The organism is Streptomyces graminofaciens (genome assembly GCF_030294945.1).
GTDB classification, from domain to species: domain Bacteria; phylum Actinomycetota; class Actinomycetes; order Streptomycetales; family Streptomycetaceae; genus Streptomyces; species Streptomyces graminofaciens.
The window spans coordinates 9017088-9032866 of the sequence record NZ_AP018448.1; the positions used below are offsets into that span (position 1 = coordinate 9017088).

The following is a 15779-nucleotide window of genomic DNA, read 5'->3' on the forward strand; positions in this document are numbered from 1 at the left end:
ACGTGACCTGAGAGACCCGGCGGCGGCCCTCCGGCCGTCACGGCTCCTTCGTCTCCGACTCCAACAGGGTCCGGGTCATCGGGCCGTAGACGCCCGGCTCCTCCATGTCCTCGGTGATGCCCCGCGCCACCTGGTAGTCGATGACGGCCTGCTCGACCCGGCTGTCGTAGTTCTCATCGATGTCGCCGTCGTAGAAGCCCAACTCGTTGAGCCGGAGCTGGAGTTCGACGACCTCGGGGTCGTCGTCGCCGAGGCGGAGCACCACGACCGTGCCGCGCTGTTTGTCCGCGGCGCCCACATCGGGACCGGCCGAGGCGGCGTCGGACGCCGACGGGTCCGCGGTCGCGGTCGGGGAGGGGCTCGCCGAGGGTGAGGACGACGGGCTCGGCGAGTCGGCGGACGTGGGCGTCGGCGAGGGGCGCGTGCTCCTGGCGGCGCCCGAACCCGGCGTGTCGTACGAGCCGCCCCCGGACGATCCGCCTCCGGTCGGGTCCACCGGCGAGGAGTCCCCGTCGGCGGAGTTGTCCGGCGCGCTCGCCCGCAGGTCGTCCGGCAGCGCGCTGTCCCGCTCGGGGGTGTCGTAAGAGAAGAGACCGCTCGCGATGCCGGCGACGGCGATGACTCCGGCGGCGGCCCCGGCGAGCGCGACGATCATTCCGGGACGGCGACGGCGGCGCCGCCGGGGGGATCGCGCGGAGGGATCGGAAAGCCCAAAGGGCCCGGCGTGGCCGTACGGCTCGGGGGCGGGCGGCGTCACCGGTATCGCCATCGTGGGGACGTCCTCCGGGCCCTGCGGAATCGTTCCACCCGCTCGGCCACGCCGACGCCCGTGTTCCAGGTCGCTCGGGCCCTCCCCGTCCTCCAGCTCCACATATGGCCGGATCCGCAGCGGGTCGAAGTCCTCGGCGGCCGCCGCCTCCGCCGTACGGGTTTCGAGGTGGGCGTCGGCCATTCTGCGGGAGCACTCGCAGGAGGGGGAGCCGTCCCAGGCGCGCGGCGTACCGCACTCCGGGCATATGTGGCTGTTCGGTTCACTCACGTGTTGGTCCCTCCCCGCGAAGAATCCAGAGTTTATGCAAAGGCTCACCACAGAATCTCCCAGGAACCCCAGGAATCACGGGTTCCGCAACGATTCGACGGGCCATAACCGGTCACACCCACCAAGATGGAGACGCACGACTGTAGGGCCCCGGGAGGTCTTCATGACCGATGGAACCAGCGGTGGAACCGGTGACGTGACGAGCGCGGACACCCCGTCCTCATCGCCTCCCCCATCCCTGTCCTCGGCCCGCCACGCGGCCCCCTCCGCCACCGGTCACGCTCCGGGCTCCGCCGGCGTCCTCGTCCCCATGGGCGCCCTTCTGCTGGGGATGCTGCTCGCCGCGCTCGACCAGACGATCGTCTCGACCGCGCTGCCGACCATCGTCAGCGACCTCGGCGGACTGGACCATCTGTCCTGGGTCGTCACCGCGTATCTGCTCGCCTCGACGGCGGCGACCCCGCTGTGGGGCAAGCTCGGTGACCAGTACGGCCGGAAGAGGCTGTTCCAGACGGCGATCGTGATCTTCCTGATCGGGTCCGCGCTGTGCGGAATGGCACAGAACATGCCCCAGCTGATCGGGTTCCGGGCGCTGCAGGGCCTCGGCGGCGGCGGACTCATGGTGCTGTCCATGGCGATCGTCGGCGACCTCGTCCCACCGCGCGAACGTGGTCGCTACCAGGGCCTGTTCGGGGCGGTGTTCGGCGCGACCAGCGTCCTCGGACCGCTGCTCGGCGGGCTGTTCACCGAGCACTTGAGCTGGCGCTGGGTCTTCTACGTCAACCTGCCGGTCGGGGCGGTCGCCCTGCTCGTGATCGCCGCCGTGCTGCGCATCCCCCGCCGGGCCGAACGGCACGTCATCGACTACCTCGGCACCTTCCTCATTGCCTCCGTCGCCACCTGCCTGGTCCTCGTCGCCTCCCTCGGCGGCACCACCTGGGCCTGGGACTCGCCGCAGATCATCGGCCTCGCCGTGCTCGGAGCGCTGCTGATCGTCGCGTTCGTCGCCGTCGAGCGGCGCGCCGCCGAACCCGTCCTCCCCCTCAAACTCTTCCGCGTCCGCACCTTCACGCTCTCCGCCGTCATCAGCTTCATCATCGGCTTCGCGATGTTCGGCGCGATGACGTATCTGCCGACGTTCCTCCAGGTCGTCCACGGGGTCTCACCGACCATGTCGGGCGTGCACATGCTGCCGATGGTGTTCGGGCTGCTGCTGTCCTCGACCGTCTCCGGGCAGATCGTCAGCCGTACCGGCCGCTGGAAGGTGTTCCCCGTCGCCGGTACGGCCGTGACGGCCCTCGGTCTGCTGCTGCTCCACCAACTCGACGCGCACAGCGGCAACGGCGAGATGAGCGCGTACTTCTTCGTCTTCGGGCTCGGCCTCGGCCTGGTCATGCAGGTCCTCGTGCTCATCGTGCAGAACGCCGTCTCGTACGAGGACCTCGGCGTCGCCACCTCCGGCGCGACCTTCTTCCGCTCCATCGGCGCCTCGTTCGGCGTAGCCGTCTTCGGCACGGTCTTCGCGAACCGCCTCGGCGACAAGCTCACCGACGCCCTCCGGGGCGCCCAACTGCCGCCGGGCGCGAGCGTCGACGGGCTCGAGGCCGACCCGCGCGAGATCGCCGGACTCCCGCCCGCACTCCGCCCGTCCGTCCTCGACGCGTACGCCTCCGCCATCACCGACGTCTTCCTCTACGCGGCCCCGGTCGCCGTACTCGGCTTCGTCCTCGCCTGGTTCCTGCGCGAGGACCGGCTGCGCGGGTCGGTGACGGCGCCGGACGGCACGGAGACCTTCGCCAGCAACCCCGTCGAGCGGTCCTCGTACGACGAGGTGTGCCGCGCGCTGTCGGTGCTCGGCTCCCGGGAGGGGCGCCGCGAGATCTACCGGACGATCACCGCGCGGGCCGGCTACGACCTGCTGCCCGCCGGGAGCTGGCTGCTGCTGCGGATCCGGAAGTACGGCTGGGCCGAGCCCGGTGTCCTCGCCGAGCGCAGCTCCGTACCGCTCGCCGTGATCATGGCCGCGTCCCGGCAGGTGGAGGAGCGCGGCCTCGCCCGGCGCGAGGGCATCGACCTCGTACTGACCGACACCGGCCACGAGGTCGCCGAGAAGCTGGCCAGGGCCCGCGAGGAGTCCCTCGCCGAGCTGCTCGGCGACTGGTGGGGGCCCGACCGGCCCACCGACCTGGTCCGCCTGGTCGAGGAGCTGAACGCCGAACTGTGCGGCTCGGACGCGGAACGCCCGCACGAGGAAGGGCGGGGAAGGGCGGCAACCGTACGGCCCGTGACGTCGTAGATCTGCAGCGATCCAACAGCGATCCACAGCGATCTACAGCTTTTTCGTGAACCAGTGCTCGGCGTACGCGTGGTCGTTGTACGGCTCGCTCTCCTCGTAGCCGAGCCGCGAGTACAGCGCGCGGGCCTCGACCAGGTCGCCCCGGGTGTCCAGCACGATCCGCCCGGCGCCCAGGGCCCGGGCCGCGTCCTCGGCGGCGGTCACCAGCAGGGCGGCGCCGCCCCTGCCGCGCGCCTCCTTCAGCAGGAAGACCCGCTTCAGCTCGGCCGTGGCGGAGTCCATCAGCCGCACCCCCGCCGTCCCGACGGGCTTGCCCCCGTACCGCGCCACCAGCAGCACACCGCCCGGCGGCGCCAGATACTCCCCGGTGTCCGCCGCCACCTCCCGCTCCAGCTCCTCGGGGTCCGTGATCCGCCCCTCGTGCAGCAGATACCAGCGGTCGCTGACCTCCGTGTAGTACGCCCGCCAGAGCGCGGCGGCGACGGGGGAGTGGAACGGCTCGGGGGCGACGGCCCAGGCGGGGGCCGCGGGGGTACGGGGCATGGGGGTCATTGTCGGGAGAGGGCGGTGCCCGGCCGCAAACGAATTACGGCCGGCGCCGGGGCGGCCGACCGGCGGCTGTTTGAGCGCAGCGCTTCGGGCAACCCGGTTGCCCGAAGACGGCCCGCCGACCGAGGAGACCGGGCCGAGAGACAGGGAAGGCAGTCATGTCCACAGGCGTGATCATCGCTTTGATCGTGGTGGGGGTCGTGATCGTGGCGGCCGTGGTCGCCGTCGCGGCCGTTCCCTCGCTGCGCGCACACTTCGGTTCGGGCGGCGGCGGATCGATGCGACGGCGGTTCGGGCCCGAGTACGACCGGACCGTGGCGCGTCACGGCGGAGACGAGCGGGCAGCCGTACGGGAGTTGGCGGAGCGGGTACGGCGGCACGGCTCGCTGGAGCGGCGGCCGCTCGCCGCGTCCGACCGCGAACGGTACGAGGCTCGTTGGACGGCCGCACAGGAGGGTTTCGTCGACTCGCCCGGACAGGCGGTCGCGGAGGCGGACCGGCTGCTCACCGAACTGGCGGGGGAGCGCGGTTTCCCGGGCGGCGACCAGTACGAGGAGCGGCTCGACGCGCTCTCCGTCCACCACGCCCGCCACGTGGACGGATACCGCCGGGTGCACCGCGCCGCCCACACCCGGGACGGCCACGCGGACACGGAGGAACTGCGCGAGGCCATGGTCGAGTCCCGCGCCCTGTTCGAGGACCTGGTGGCTCCGGGGCGCAGGGACAGGAAGACGGCCGAGCAGGGACGCCGTGAGCCCGCCCGGTCCCACCACCTGCCGTGGACGTTCACCGGGCGACACGCGAAGGGGAGTTGAGGGCGATGACACAAGGCACCGAAGGTGTGAGCGGGACTCAGGCGCACGGCAGCGGTCCGAAGGCGGCCCCGGCTCAGAGCGAGCGTTCCCCGGCCCGCACCGCCGAGAGCCCCGGCACCGCCGCCCACCTCCTGCCCCACGAGGAGTCCGACGAGCTCGGCCTCCGGCTGCAGCACGCCGTCGGCGACTTCGTCGACGAACCCCGGGCCGCGGTACAGGAGGCCGACCGCGTACTGGAGGAGGCGACGGGCCGCTTCACCGAGGCGATGACCCGACGCCGCCGCACCCTGCGAGCCACCTGGCAGTCCCCGGAGACGACCGACACCGACACGGAACAGCTCCGCCTGGCCCTGCGCGACTACCGGGAGCTGACGGAACGGTTGCTGAGCATGTAGGGGCCCCGTGAGGGGCGCGGGGCTGTGTCGATCCGCGGGTCCGCCGCGTGGGCGCGAGCAACCACGCGGCGGACCCGCGGATCGACAGCGGAGCAACGCATCTCCCCAGTCTCTTGGGCTCCCCAGACTCCTGGGCGCCGCGAAGCTACGACAGGTCGCGGCGCTCCCGCCATTCCCGCACGACCTCTTCCACGTCGTACGGCTTCTTCCCCAGCGGCGGTCCCGGCGGCGGCCGGAACATCATCTCGCGGATCTTGGCGTTGATCTCGGTGATGATCTTGCGCACGAGCCGCTCCGAAGGAGCCCGGTACGCCGCCTCCAGCGCGTCCTCCGCCTCCTTGCGCAGCGCGAGCGTCGGCGGCAGGACGGACATGCCCTCGCGGGCCATCTTCTGCTTGATCCACCAGAGTTCGTCGTACGCCGTGTCGTCGCCGCGCAGCGGTTCGCCCGCGCCCGGCAGGCCCTCGAAGTCTCCGCGGGCCTGCGCGTCACGGATCTGTTTGTCGATGAAGGACTCGAAGCTGACACCGGGTGGCTTTCGCTCGGTCATGCGTCCATTGTGCCGGACCCCGCGCAACCGGACGATCTGGGGAATTATCATGCGGCGGCGGCGCGTCAAGCGCGCCGCGCGCAGGGACAATTGACGTGATGACCCGTAAGGACCCTTAAGGAGCGGTACGTGCTCGAACTCACCATGGCCTCGGTCGCCGAGGCGGACGCCGGGGCGACGGCCGGCATGCAGATGGCCGACGCGCCCAGCGAGCCGGGCGCCGTGCTCCGGGTGGGCCGGGACAAGGCGGTGTGCCGTCTCGCGACGCCCGACGACTGGCTGTTCGTCTCCCGGGTCCACCTGGAGTTCCTCTGCGGCCCCGACGGCACCTGGCAGGTGACGTGGCTGCGCGGTACGCACGCGGACCCGTCGTCGGAGGTGCATCTGACCCTCCTGAACCACCAGCCCACGCCCCTGCCCTACGGCGGCACGGCGAAACTCCCGCCCAACGGCTCGGGCGAGCTGATCATCTACGACCGCACGGGCCCGCGCAGCGTCAACGTGGGCTTCTACCACGAGGCCTGACGAGCCGCCCCCAGGGCGCCCGGCTCAGTCCAGCACCCGGGCCAGCGCGAAGCCGTCGTACCCCTTGCTGCCCACCGTCTGGACCGCCGTGCCGGTCAGCCTCGGGTGCGTGGCGATGAGTTCGATGGCGGCCCGGGTGCCCTGGACGTCCGGCTCGGTGCTGTCCGCGTCGACGACCCGGCCGCCCCGTACGACGTTGTCGACGACGATCAGGCTGCCGGCGCGGGTGAGCTTCAGGGCCCACTCCACGTAGTGCGGGTTGTTGGCCTTGTCGGCGTCGATGAACACCAGGTCGAACGGCTCGGGGTTCTCGTCCGCGAGCTTGGGCAGCGACTCCAGGGCCGGGCCCACCCGCACCTCGACCAGACCGTCGAGGCCGGCGCGCGCGATGTTGCGGGTGGCGACCTCGGCGTTCTCGGAGCTGTACTCGAGGGAGATCAGCCGGCCGTCCGTCGGTAGCGCGCGCCCCAGCCAGATCGTGCTGTAGCCGCCCAGGGTGCCGATCTCCAGGATGCGGCGGGCACCCTGGATCTCGGCCAGGAGCTGCAGGAGCTTGCCCTGGTTCGGGGCGACATTGATGTGCGGGAGCCCGGCGGCGTCGCTGTCGCGCAGCGCGGCCGCCAGTGCCTCGTCCTCCGGGGCGAGCCGGGTCGTGAAGTAGTCGTCGACGTCGTCCCACACCTGCGACTCACTCATGAACCTGTGACCTATGCCTTTCGTATGGCTAGTTAGATGGGCTAACTAGTTGCGCTAACGAATATAGGCCAGTCAGGGTTCCTTGTCCGGCGTTCCGTACTTCTCGCCACCTCTCTGTACTTCTCCGTGGTCCCCGCTTTCAGCCGATCGGCCCAGGTGGCTGGGTCGGCGGCACCGGCTGCTGGGGCGGGGGCGCGTACTGCTGCACAGGGTGACCGTACGGCGGCATCGGCTGTATCGGCGGCAGCGGCGGTGTCTTGCGGCTGTTCCGCCGGAGCACGATCGTGACCGCCACCGCCTTGATCGCCAGTAGCGCGAGGCCGCCGCCGACCGAGATCAGCCACACCGGCACCCCGCCCAGCGTCGCCATGTCATCCATGTAGATCACCTTTCGGTACGCGGCGTCGGTCGCCGTCCGCCGCAGTTCGTGGTCGCCGGAGATCAGCGAGGGCTCCGGGAAGTTCTGGTCGAGGGCGGTGAGGAAGTCCGTGCCGCCGTCGGTGAGTTCGGCGAGCGCGCCGGTGGGCGCGGTGACCCGGCCGGCGTAGGTGACCTCCGGCTCGTCGCCGCCGATCGCCGAGCGCGGTTCCATGCGGTGCTCGGCGAGGACGTACAGGCCGAGCGACTGCGGGGTCGTGGCGAGCTTCGACAGCCGCATCGGGTACACCGGCTCGTCGCTCCTGAACGTCAGGTGCAGCGGGTCGAGGGTGCCGCCCAGTGCGCTGCCCGAGGCGGATTCCTCCGGCGCCAGCCGGATCGCCACGTACTCCCAGTCCTGTTCCACGTACGGCCGCAGCGCCCTGTCCAGGCGGTCCGGCAGCTCGAAGCCGTTGTCGTCGAGCCAGTCGCCGAGGGCGCCGGAGTCGGTGGCGGTCAGCCGGGCCACATCGAAGGGGCCGAGCCGCTCGCGGCCGACCACGTCGACCGAGGGGGCGCCGGCCCGGGGCGCGCCGCCGGAGGCGCCGTCCGACTCCATGATGTCGAAGGGCCAGTCGCCCGAGCGCGGCCAGAAGTACTCGCGCTCGCGGTACTCCGGCGCGGTCGCGTCGCCGAGCTGGTCGAAGAGGGCCCGGTCGCCGAGCCGTACGGTCGCCCGGTTCGGCACCGGCATGATCCAGGCGGCCTCGGGGGAGTCCCCGGCGACCGTCAGGCTCATCACGATCTGTTCCTCGCCGCCGTCCCACCGCACGACGGACGACTCCCGGTTGACGTACACGTTGTGCTGCCCGTCCGGCACCATCGCCCCGCACCCGCAGGCGTACGCCGGTGCCACGAACCAGGCCAGCTGGACACCCAGCAGGGCGAGGACGACGGTCAGCAGCCGCCCCCGTGCAAAACCCGCGTGACCACTCATCCCCCGTGTTCCCCCCGCTCGCGCCCGCGCGTACGGGAGCCATGCTTCCAGGCGATTGTCAGTGCCCTGTCACGAACACGGCTCGTGATCGGTCACGAAACGCCGCTGTGACCCGTTGTGATCCACGCCGCGCCCTTGCGGGGGTAGACAACTCCCCGCGGACTATCGTCATTCGGACAAAACGTGCGACATCCACGAAGTGGAAGGCGACAGGGCGTGGCGAATGCGGAGCAGAGCGGACCGGGCGGTGCCGTGGGCGTGGCGGTGCGGCTGAGCGCGGTGCGGGTCGTGCTGTGGCTGGTCGCCGCGATCCTGGTCGCCCGGCAGATCGCGGTCGTGCTGAACACGCCCAGGGGCGAGCGGCTGACGGATCTGGAGACCTGGGCCGGCCCGGACGGCGTCCTGCATGTGAACGGCTCGCTGTACGACTCGACGAGGTTCACCGGCACCCCCTTCGGCGGCCTCGTCCTCAAACCGCTCACCCGGGCCGCCGAGCAGGCCCTCGGCTGGGGCTGGACCTTCGGCACCCTGCTGCTGGTCGTCGCCCTCGGCCTGATCGCCGCACAGGCCCTGCCGCAGCCCGTCACCCGCCGTACGGCCCTGCTCGCCACGCCCGTCGCCGTCACGCTGCTGATGCTGTCGCTGCCGGTGCGCAACACGCTGTATCTGGGCCAGACCAGCATCATCCCGGTACTGCTCGTCCTCGCGGGCTGCTTCGCGGTCCGGGGCGAGCGCGGGAGCGGGGTGTGCGTCGGCCTCGCCGCGGCGCTGCAACCGGCCGTGCTGCTGTTCGTGCCGCTGCTGTGGTTCACCGGCCGCCGCCGGGCCGCCGTCGCGACCGGCGCCACGTTCGCCGGGGCCACCGCGCTCGCCTGGGCCGCGATGCCGCGCGACTCGTACACGTACTGGGTGCACCACCTGGCGGGTGTAGGGCTCGGCGGCAGGGCGGACGACCTCGCCAACCAGTCGCTGCACGGCGCGCTGCTGCGGCTGGGTCCGGAGGGCCCGCTGGAGATCGCGGTCTTCCTCGCGCTCGCCGCCGCCGTGGCCGTACTGGGCCTGCGCCGGGCGATCCGCTACGCGCGCGACGGACAGCTGCTGCTGGCGGTCGCGATCACCGGCTGTGTCGTCGTCGCCGTCTCGCCGACGTCCTGGAAGCACCAGCTGCTGTGGGTGCTGCTCGCGATGGTCGGCAGGGTCGGCAGGCGGGCCTCGTCGCGGTACGTGTGGCCGGTCGCCGTCGGGCTGGTGATGACGCTGCCCGGGAAGATGATGGTGCCGAACATGGGCGCCCTGTACCCGCTGCGTGACAACGTGGTCCTGCTCGCCGCGCTGGCTTCCGCCCTCGTCGTCCCGTTCCTCTCCCGCAGCTCGCCGTACTACCGGGAGCCGATCCCCACGGAGTACGCCCCGAAGACGGAGACCCGCTTCAGCTGGGCCCCGCTCCTGCGCCGTGTGGCGACCCGCCCCAACCTGCTGCTCGAACTGCTGCTGATCCGCGTCACATACGCCGCCTACCAGCGCACCCGGCTGGAGGCCACGGGCAGCCGGGCCGCCGCCGAACGCAACGCCGACCAGGTTCTCTCGATCGAGAAGTTCCTGTTCATCGACATCGAGCACTGGTGCAACCACACTGTCGTGAAGATCGACTGGCTGCGCGACTTCTTCGACTTCTACTACACGTCGTTCCACTTCGTGGTCCCGCTGAGCGTCCTCGGCGTCCTGTACTGGCGCCGCCCCGCCGACTACCGCTGGGCGCGCACGGCCATCGGCATCACCACCGTGCTCGCGCTGGTCGGCTTCTTCTTCTACCCGCTGGCGCCGCCGCGCCTGATGCCGGGCCTCGGCGTCATCGACACGGTCCACGGCGTCCAGGACTTCTCCGACCCGGACTACGGCACGCTGACGGCCTTCACCAACCAGTACGCGGCGATGCCGTCACTGCACTTCGGCTGGTCGCTGTGGTGCGGTCTGGTGATCGCGATCGTCGCCCCCGGACGGTGGATGAAGGCGCTGGGCCTGCTGCATCCGTTCTTCACGGTCTGCGCGATCGTGGGTACGGGAAACCACTGGGTCCTCGACGCGGCGGGCGGCGCGGCGGTGGTCGGCGCCGGGTTCGGCATCACATATCTGCTGACGGGACCGCGAGCGAGGACGGAGAACGGCGCCGACGCCAATGACGGGACCGCAGACCGTGTGCGGCGGTCTGCGGCCCCGTCATGAATAACTGTCAGCCGATCCAGAGATCGTATGTGGCGCCGTTCCTGGTGTCGTTCGCCGAGATGAGGCGGGGCTCCCACCGCCATCCGGTGCTGGGCTTGCGGTGGTGGAATTCCACCGACCGGCCGGCCCGCCACCAGTAGCCCTCCGCCGTGGTGCAGCCCTTCGGAGCGATCTCCCAGAACCTCGAGCCGACCCAGTCGTCGTACTGGTTGGCGCCGACGAAGTAGAACTTGACGGTCTCGGTCGACCCGCTGCAGATCCTGAGCTGTACGTTCTTGTCGGCGGCGTAGGCCGTTCCCGGAACCGCCAGGGTGCCGAAGAGGGCGCCTGCCACGACTGCCGCCGCGGCGACCCTGCGCTTGAGGCTGCGCATAGAACTACCACCATTCCTGTTCATGTGACATCGGAGCTGACGCGGGCTCAGCGCAGCAGGCCCTTGGAACGCAGCCAGGTTCTGGCAGCCTTTCCGGGAGCCTCGCCCGCCTTCACAGAGGCGGCGAGCGCGGCCAACTGGCCAGTGGTCAGGGGGGTGTTGACGCGGGCCAGAGCCTCCCTGCCGGTCGCATCCACGGCAGGGGCGCTGATGAGTGGGAAGACGTGCTCGGGCGGGATGACGGACTTGGGGTCGCTCAGTACGACCAGTCCGTCCCGGGTGATCGCGGGGTCGGTGCTGCGCAGCACCAGTACGTCCGCTTTCCCCGATGTCCCGGCCGAGGTGAGAGTGACGCCGTACGCCTTCTTCAACGACGTGGTCGAAGGGGCGCCGGGATCACCGGAGGCAGAGCCGCCGAGGGTGAGGCGGCCTTTCGCTTTGCCGAGGTCGGCGAGGCTGCGAAGTGTGTGCCGGTCGGCGGTGGCCTCGGTGACCGCGATAACGACCCCGCGCTGCGCCGTGGCCGGCGGCAGCGCGACGATCCCCGGAGGCAGCGCCATGCTCAGCGTCGCCTCCATGTTGCCGGGCATGGTCTGGCCGCCCGGCAACGCGCGCAGCATGGTGCTCTCGTAAGCGGGCGCGATGCCTATCTTGCCCGCCACCACGGCCTGAGCGGTTTCGGCAGGGGACGCGTACGTGGTTTTCGCCGTCCGCACCTCCTGCCCGGCGGCGGTGAGGATTTCGCGGTATATCGCCGCCACGACCCGGCTTTCCGCAGAGCTGTCGGTGCCGATTACGGTCGGCCCTTGACGGTCTGCGTAACCGGTGCCGCTGTTCCCATCGGCACAGCCGGAGAGAACGAAGAGCGAGCAGACGGCGAGAGCGACGATTCGGAGCGGAGAACGAATTCCTGGCATCACGAACGAATTCCTAGACGCATGCTACGGGAGTTGGCTGAATCAGCAGTGGGCGCCGATTTCGGCGGACGTCATCTTCCGGTCCTTGAAGTTGACGTAGCCGTAGCCGGGGTTGTCCTTGTTGAAGCCGGACTGCTGGAAGTCGTAGATGTACCAGACGTAGTGGTCGTAGTACTTGTTCTTGAACTGGATCTCCCACCAGCCCTTGGCCTGCTGCTTGGCGGTTCCGCGCTCGATCCACCCGACGCTGCGCGGCGAGATGTTGATCGTGTTGGACTCGGTGTCGGTGTGGGAGTTCTCCCAGGTGTGGCTGTAGCTGGTCTCGACGGAGGCCTCGAAGACCAGGGAGAACTTGTAGGTCGCGGAGACGGAGACACCGAGGGTGTTGCCGGCGGTGGTCGTGTCCGACCAGTCGATACGGTGCTGGTTGGTGTTGTTGCCGCAGTTGTACGCGGTGCTGCCGACCTGGTGCTTGGGGCCCGTGTAGCCCCAGTAGCTCTGCGGGTGGAACGCGCAGAAACTGGCCTGGTTGCAGGCCTTGAGGAGTTCGGCCTGGGACGGGCCGGCGGCGAATGCCTGAGGGGCGGCGAGCAGCGAGGCGCCCATGGTGAGGGCCGCGAGTGTCCCGGCGGTGCGGAGGCGCCGGGTCGATCCGTTCCTGCGGTGCGCGAGTGCCATTGATCTCTCCATGAGGAGGGGCGGGGTTTGGGGGTTTGCCCCGCCGACTGCGCACAACTATCGGGTGGGGACCGTGTTCACGTCAATAAGAAATAAGGAAACAGAGAATTAAATCCGAGCCGGGGGGACCGGCATTCTTTTCTGGGCATGCGAATGTGCACTGTCCGGGAATCCGTGAATTATTGGATTCCGGCAGCGCTGTGGTGTGGGGTGAATCGTGTTCGAGCGGATCGCCATGCTCGCAGCCTTTCATCAGGATCTGATCAGAGCTGGTTCAGGGACGAGTCACAAAAAAGGGCGCCCGCAGCCGGGCGCCCGCTTGCCTGCACTCGTGTCCGCCGCGCGACAGGACGGGCCGACGGCGCCGGGAGGCCGTCGGCCCGAGATGTGGGGCGGCTGGGTCAGCCGTTGATCACCTGGAGTTCCTTGACCCCGTTGATCCAGGCGGAACGCAGCCGGCGTGGGTCGCTCACCAGCGTCAGGTTCGGCATGGCGTCGGCGACCGCGTTGAAGATCAGGTCGATCTCCATGACGGCCAGGGACTTGCCGAGGCAGAAGTGCGGGCCTCCGCCGCCGAAGCCGAGGTGGGGGTTGGGGTCCCGGGTGATGTCGAAGGCCTCCGGGGTGTCGAAGACCTCGGGGTCGTGGTTGGCGGAGGAGTAGAAGATGCCGACCCGGTCGCCCTTCTTGATCTGCTTGCCGCCGAGTTCGGTGTCCCGGGTGGCCGTGCGCTGGAAGGAGACGACGGGGGTCGCCCAGCGCACGATCTCCTCGGCGGCCGTCGCCGGGCGCTCCCGCTTGAAGAGGTCCCACTGCTCGGGGTGGGTGAGGAACGCGTGCATGCCGTGGCTGATGGCGTTGCGGGTGGTCTCGTTGCCCGCGACGGACAGCGCGAGCACGAAGAAGCCGAACTCGTCGGAGCCCAGGTTGCCCTCGTCCTCGGCGGCCACCAGCGTGGTCACGATGTCCTTGGCCGGGCACTGTTTGCGGTCGGCGGCCATGTTCATGGCGTAGGCGATGAGCTCGATGGCCGACTCCTGGCCGACCTCCTCGGTGATGGCGTACTCCGGGTCGTCGTACGCGATCATCCGGTTCGACCACTCGAAGATCTTGGAACGGTCCTCCTGCGGGATGCCGATCAGCTCGGCTATCGCCTGGAGCGGCAGTTCGCAGGCGACCTTGGTGACGAAGTCGAAGGGTCCGGGGTGGGCGAGGGCCTCCCGGGCGATGGAGTGGGCGCGGGTGCGCAGGGTGTCCTCCAGCGCGCGGATGGCCCTCGGAGTGAAGCCGCGCTGGACGATCTGGCGGACCCGGGTGTGTTCCGGCGGATCCATGTTGAGGATGATCAGCCGCTGGGCGTCGATCGCGTCGCGCTCGATGTGTTCGTTGAAGCGGATGATCGCCGTGTTGAGGGTGGACGAGAAGATCTCCGGATGGGTGGAGACGTACTTGACGTCTGCGTGCCTGGTCACGGCCCAGTAGCCCTCGTCCTGGAACCCGGCGAGGTTGGCCGGCTGGGCGATCCAGCGGACCGGTTCCACCCGGCGCAGCTCGGCGAACTCCGGGAAGGGGACGCGGTGGTGCAGCAGGTCGGGGTCGGTGAAGTCGAACCCGTCGGGCAGCGCTGGACAGGGCATGGTCGGCTCCCGTCGCTCCCGTCAGCTCATTCTGACGGTCCATCAGTTATGGAATTGCCGCGACGGTAGTGAGGGGTTCTGCAAGTCGCAAGGGCTACGGCGGTCCGAATCGCGTGATCATGCGCGAGGGCCGGGCCGTCCGAAGCGGACAGCCCGGCCGGTGCGGGTCGGTGCGGGTCGGTGCGGGTCGGTGCGGGATCAGTCGGGCAGCCGGTCCAGCAGCCACTCGCCGAGCTCCTGGGTGATGGCGGTGTGCGCCGTCGTGGCCGAGGAACAGACGAACTCGTCGACCTCGCTCTGCTCCGGATCCAGGCCGCCGATGTCGGCGTAGAGGTCCTTCTGCTGGTCGATGTCGCGGATCGCGACCGCGCTCACCGAGGGCACGAAGCAGACTTCCGCGTGCCGTAGATCGACGTCGGCGCCGAACTTCTTCAGCATGTCGGCGAGGATGCCGTACGAGCGGAGGGTGCCGCCGGGGGCGCCGTCCAGTTCGGGGAAGTCATTCGTCGTGATCGTCTTCTCTGCCGGGGGGAACCTCCGCTTCAGCTCGGCGACGATGACGTCCTTGCCCTGGGCCTGGGTGTAGAAGGTCGTGCCCGGGTAGATCCGCTCGACCTTCAGCGCGGTCGCGCCGGGCGGGAGCGTGAGGCCCGTGCCGTCGCCGCGGCCGTTGGCGAGCGCCAGAAGGCGGGGGATGCGCGGCCAGCCGCCGACGCTCTCCAGCTCCTCCAGGAACCGCGTGCGCTCGGGCGCGATTCCGGACTCCCCGGTCGCCGGGTCGTAGTGGCGCCAGAGCATCTGCCGGGCGGCCGGACTGTTCATCTGCCGGGCGAAGGGGTTCGGGACCGGGATGAAGTGCGAGAACGCCTGGAGGCCGATGGGTACGACAGCGCCGCGGTGCGGGCTGTCGTAGGAGAAGTACAGGCGGGTGCGGTGGTCCATCCGCCGACGCTCCATCTTGGCGAGGGCGTAGCGGGTGACCAGACCGCCCATGCTGAAGCCGCCCACGGTCAGCGGTGCGTCGCCCTGTTGCTCGGCGGCGGTCCGCATGACGGCGGCGACCACGGCTTCGGCGTTGTCCAGGATCGAGGCGGAGCGCTCGTCTAAACCGAGCAGGATGACGTCGCGGCCCCGGCGGCGGAGTTGGCTCAGGAGGGGGTAGTCGCGGTCGAGACCGGCGTACAGCGACTTCAGGTCGCTCCTGCCGAGGTTGAAGCCGTCGCACATGATCACCGGCCGGGTGATCCCCCGGTTGTCGTCACCGTAGAAGACGTGTGCGAAACCGTTCGGCAGTTCCCACTCCTCGTCCGGTTCCGGGACCGGATAAGGCAGGGGGACCGGCGGCTCGGCACCCACGGGGGTGGCGAGTGTGAACTCCCCGACGCTCTTTTCCGCCTGTTCGTACTGTTGCTCGGACAAGGCCGTCTCCTTCCGTCCGCGCGCATGGCACAGCAGCCCGCTCCGGAAGCGGACTGAAGGACTGTGATCGGCGCGAGGACGGACTCATCGTCAGCAAGGCTGTCGCGGGTCGGCCATGGGATGCCCGGCTCTTCATCCGTACGAAGGCATTGGGGGTGAGTGGCGAATATGTTCGGCGCGCCACCCGTTCGGCCCACTGGAGGGCGACGAACGCCAGGTCGGCCCGGCGCGGATGGCGCGCGTGGCGCGTCCCGGGCCCAGGGGAATCGACCGCCGGATCGTGTGTGCGCCGTGCACGACCCTTGCGGTGACG

At 70.0% G+C, this 15779-nt stretch carries 15 protein-coding genes; 5 read left to right on the plus strand and 10 right to left on the minus strand.

Features of this window, described 5'->3' with window-relative positions:
• Positions 1–37: 37 nt before the first annotated feature.
• On the minus strand, positions 38–1039 hold the full coding sequence (locus SGFS_RS39660; RefSeq protein WP_286257073.1) for a peptidoglycan-binding domain-containing protein: 1002 nt from the start codon (positions 1037–1039) through the stop codon (positions 38–40).
• 163 nt (positions 1040–1202) lie between these two features.
• On the opposite strand from SGFS_RS39660, the gene SGFS_RS39665 reads away from it, so the two are divergent.
• The gene (locus SGFS_RS39665) at positions 1203–3335 is read left to right on the plus strand and encodes an MDR family MFS transporter (RefSeq protein WP_434028131.1); all 2133 of its coding nucleotides are present in this window, start codon (positions 1203–1205) and stop codon (positions 3333–3335) included.
• A 33-nt stretch (positions 3336–3368) separates the two neighbouring features.
• On the opposite strand, the gene SGFS_RS39670 is transcribed toward SGFS_RS39665, so the two are convergent.
• Complete coding sequence (locus SGFS_RS39670; protein ID WP_286257074.1) at positions 3369–3878, minus strand: GNAT family N-acetyltransferase; 510 nt, start codon at positions 3876–3878, stop codon at positions 3369–3371.
• A gap of 164 nt (positions 3879–4042) precedes the next feature.
• On the opposite strand from SGFS_RS39670, the gene SGFS_RS39675 reads away from it, so the two are divergent.
• Positions 4043–4699, plus strand: coding sequence for a hypothetical protein (locus SGFS_RS39675; protein ID WP_286257075.1), 657 nt, complete (start codon positions 4043–4045; stop codon positions 4697–4699).
• Positions 4700–4725: 26 nt separating this feature from the next.
• A complete protein-coding gene (locus tag SGFS_RS39680; protein ID WP_434028132.1) occupies positions 4726–5094 on the plus strand; it encodes a hypothetical protein in 369 nt (122 codons plus the stop codon).
• Positions 5095–5239: 145 nt separating this feature from the next.
• On the opposite strand, the gene SGFS_RS39685 is transcribed toward SGFS_RS39680, so the two are convergent.
• Complete coding sequence (locus SGFS_RS39685) at positions 5240–5644, minus strand: DnaJ family domain-containing protein (RefSeq protein WP_286257078.1); 405 nt, start codon at positions 5642–5644, stop codon at positions 5240–5242.
• 129 nt (positions 5645–5773) lie between these two features.
• On the opposite strand from SGFS_RS39685, the gene SGFS_RS39690 reads away from it, so the two are divergent.
• Positions 5774–6169 (plus strand): FHA domain-containing protein, encoded by a 396-nt coding sequence (locus SGFS_RS39690; RefSeq protein ID WP_286257079.1) that lies wholly within the window; start codon positions 5774–5776, stop codon positions 6167–6169.
• Between the two features lie 24 nt (positions 6170–6193).
• Here SGFS_RS39690 and SGFS_RS39695 read toward each other — a convergent pair whose 3' ends face one another.
• Both SGFS_RS39695 and SGFS_RS39700 read right to left on the minus strand, forming a co-directional pair.
• Entirely contained in the window at positions 6194–6865 is a 672-nt protein-coding gene (locus SGFS_RS39695; RefSeq protein ID WP_286257080.1) for an O-methyltransferase, read from the minus strand.
• Between the two features lie 139 nt (positions 6866–7004).
• Complete coding sequence (locus SGFS_RS39700; RefSeq protein ID WP_286257081.1) at positions 7005–8219, minus strand: DUF2330 domain-containing protein; 1215 nt, start codon at positions 8217–8219, stop codon at positions 7005–7007.
• A 216-nt stretch (positions 8220–8435) separates the two neighbouring features.
• Here SGFS_RS39700 and SGFS_RS39705 point away from each other — a divergent pair, with 216 nt between their 5' ends.
• Positions 8436–10442 carry a bifunctional glycosyltransferase 87/phosphatase PAP2 family protein gene (locus tag SGFS_RS39705; RefSeq protein ID WP_286257083.1) on the plus strand — a complete coding sequence of 669 codons (2007 nt, stop codon included), beginning with the start codon at positions 8436–8438 and terminating at the stop codon, positions 10440–10442.
• 7 nt (positions 10443–10449) lie between these two features.
• Here SGFS_RS39705 and SGFS_RS39710 read toward each other — a convergent pair whose 3' ends face one another.
• The 5 genes from SGFS_RS39710 to SGFS_RS39730 form a co-directional block, all read right to left on the minus strand.
• The gene (locus tag SGFS_RS39710) at positions 10450–10815 is read right to left on the minus strand and encodes a hypothetical protein (RefSeq protein ID WP_286257084.1); all 366 of its coding nucleotides are present in this window, start codon (positions 10813–10815) and stop codon (positions 10450–10452) included.
• Positions 10816–10862: 47 nt separating this feature from the next.
• Positions 10863–11732, minus strand: coding sequence for a glycine betaine ABC transporter substrate-binding protein (locus tag SGFS_RS39715; RefSeq protein WP_286257085.1), 870 nt, complete (start codon positions 11730–11732; stop codon positions 10863–10865).
• Positions 11733–11774: 42 nt separating this feature from the next.
• Positions 11775–12410, minus strand: coding sequence for a hypothetical protein (locus tag SGFS_RS39720; RefSeq protein WP_286257086.1), 636 nt, complete (start codon positions 12408–12410; stop codon positions 11775–11777).
• A 401-nt stretch (positions 12411–12811) separates the two neighbouring features.
• The gene (locus SGFS_RS39725) at positions 12812–14047 is read right to left on the minus strand and encodes a cytochrome P450 (RefSeq protein WP_286257087.1); all 1236 of its coding nucleotides are present in this window, start codon (positions 14045–14047) and stop codon (positions 12812–12814) included.
• A 198-nt stretch (positions 14048–14245) separates the two neighbouring features.
• A complete protein-coding gene (locus tag SGFS_RS39730) occupies positions 14246–15466 on the minus strand; it encodes an esterase/lipase family protein (protein WP_286257089.1) in 1221 nt (406 codons plus the stop codon).
• Between the last annotated feature and the right edge of the window lie 313 nt (positions 15467–15779).

Coding starts and splice junctions, on each gene's coding strand:
- SGFS_RS39710 (WP_286257084.1), bottom strand. CDS start 10,815: ATGCGCAGCCTCAAGCGCAGGGTCGCCGCGGCGGCAGTCGTGGCAGGC.
- SGFS_RS39685 (WP_286257078.1), bottom strand. CDS start 5,644: ATGACCGAGCGAAAGCCACCCGGTGTCAGCTTCGAGTCCTTCATCGAC.
- SGFS_RS39695 (WP_286257080.1), bottom strand. CDS start 6,865: ATGAGTGAGTCGCAGGTGTGGGACGACGTCGACGACTACTTCACGACC.
- SGFS_RS39720 (WP_286257086.1), bottom strand. CDS start 12,410: ATGGCACTCGCGCACCGCAGGAACGGATCGACCCGGCGCCTCCGCACC.
- SGFS_RS39670 (WP_286257074.1), bottom strand. CDS start 3,878: ATGCCCCGTACCCCCGCGGCCCCCGCCTGGGCCGTCGCCCCCGAGCCG.
- SGFS_RS39675 (WP_286257075.1), top strand. CDS start 4,043: ATGTCCACAGGCGTGATCATCGCTTTGATCGTGGTGGGGGTCGTGATC.
- SGFS_RS39725 (WP_286257087.1), bottom strand. CDS start 14,047: ATGCCCTGTCCAGCGCTGCCCGACGGGTTCGACTTCACCGACCCCGAC.
- SGFS_RS39715 (WP_286257085.1), bottom strand. CDS start 11,732: ATGCCAGGAATTCGTTCTCCGCTCCGAATCGTCGCTCTCGCCGTCTGC.
- SGFS_RS39700 (WP_286257081.1), bottom strand. CDS start 8,219: ATGAGTGGTCACGCGGGTTTTGCACGGGGGCGGCTGCTGACCGTCGTC.
- SGFS_RS39665 (WP_434028131.1), top strand. CDS start 1,203: ATGACCGATGGAACCAGCGGTGGAACCGGTGACGTGACGAGCGCGGAC.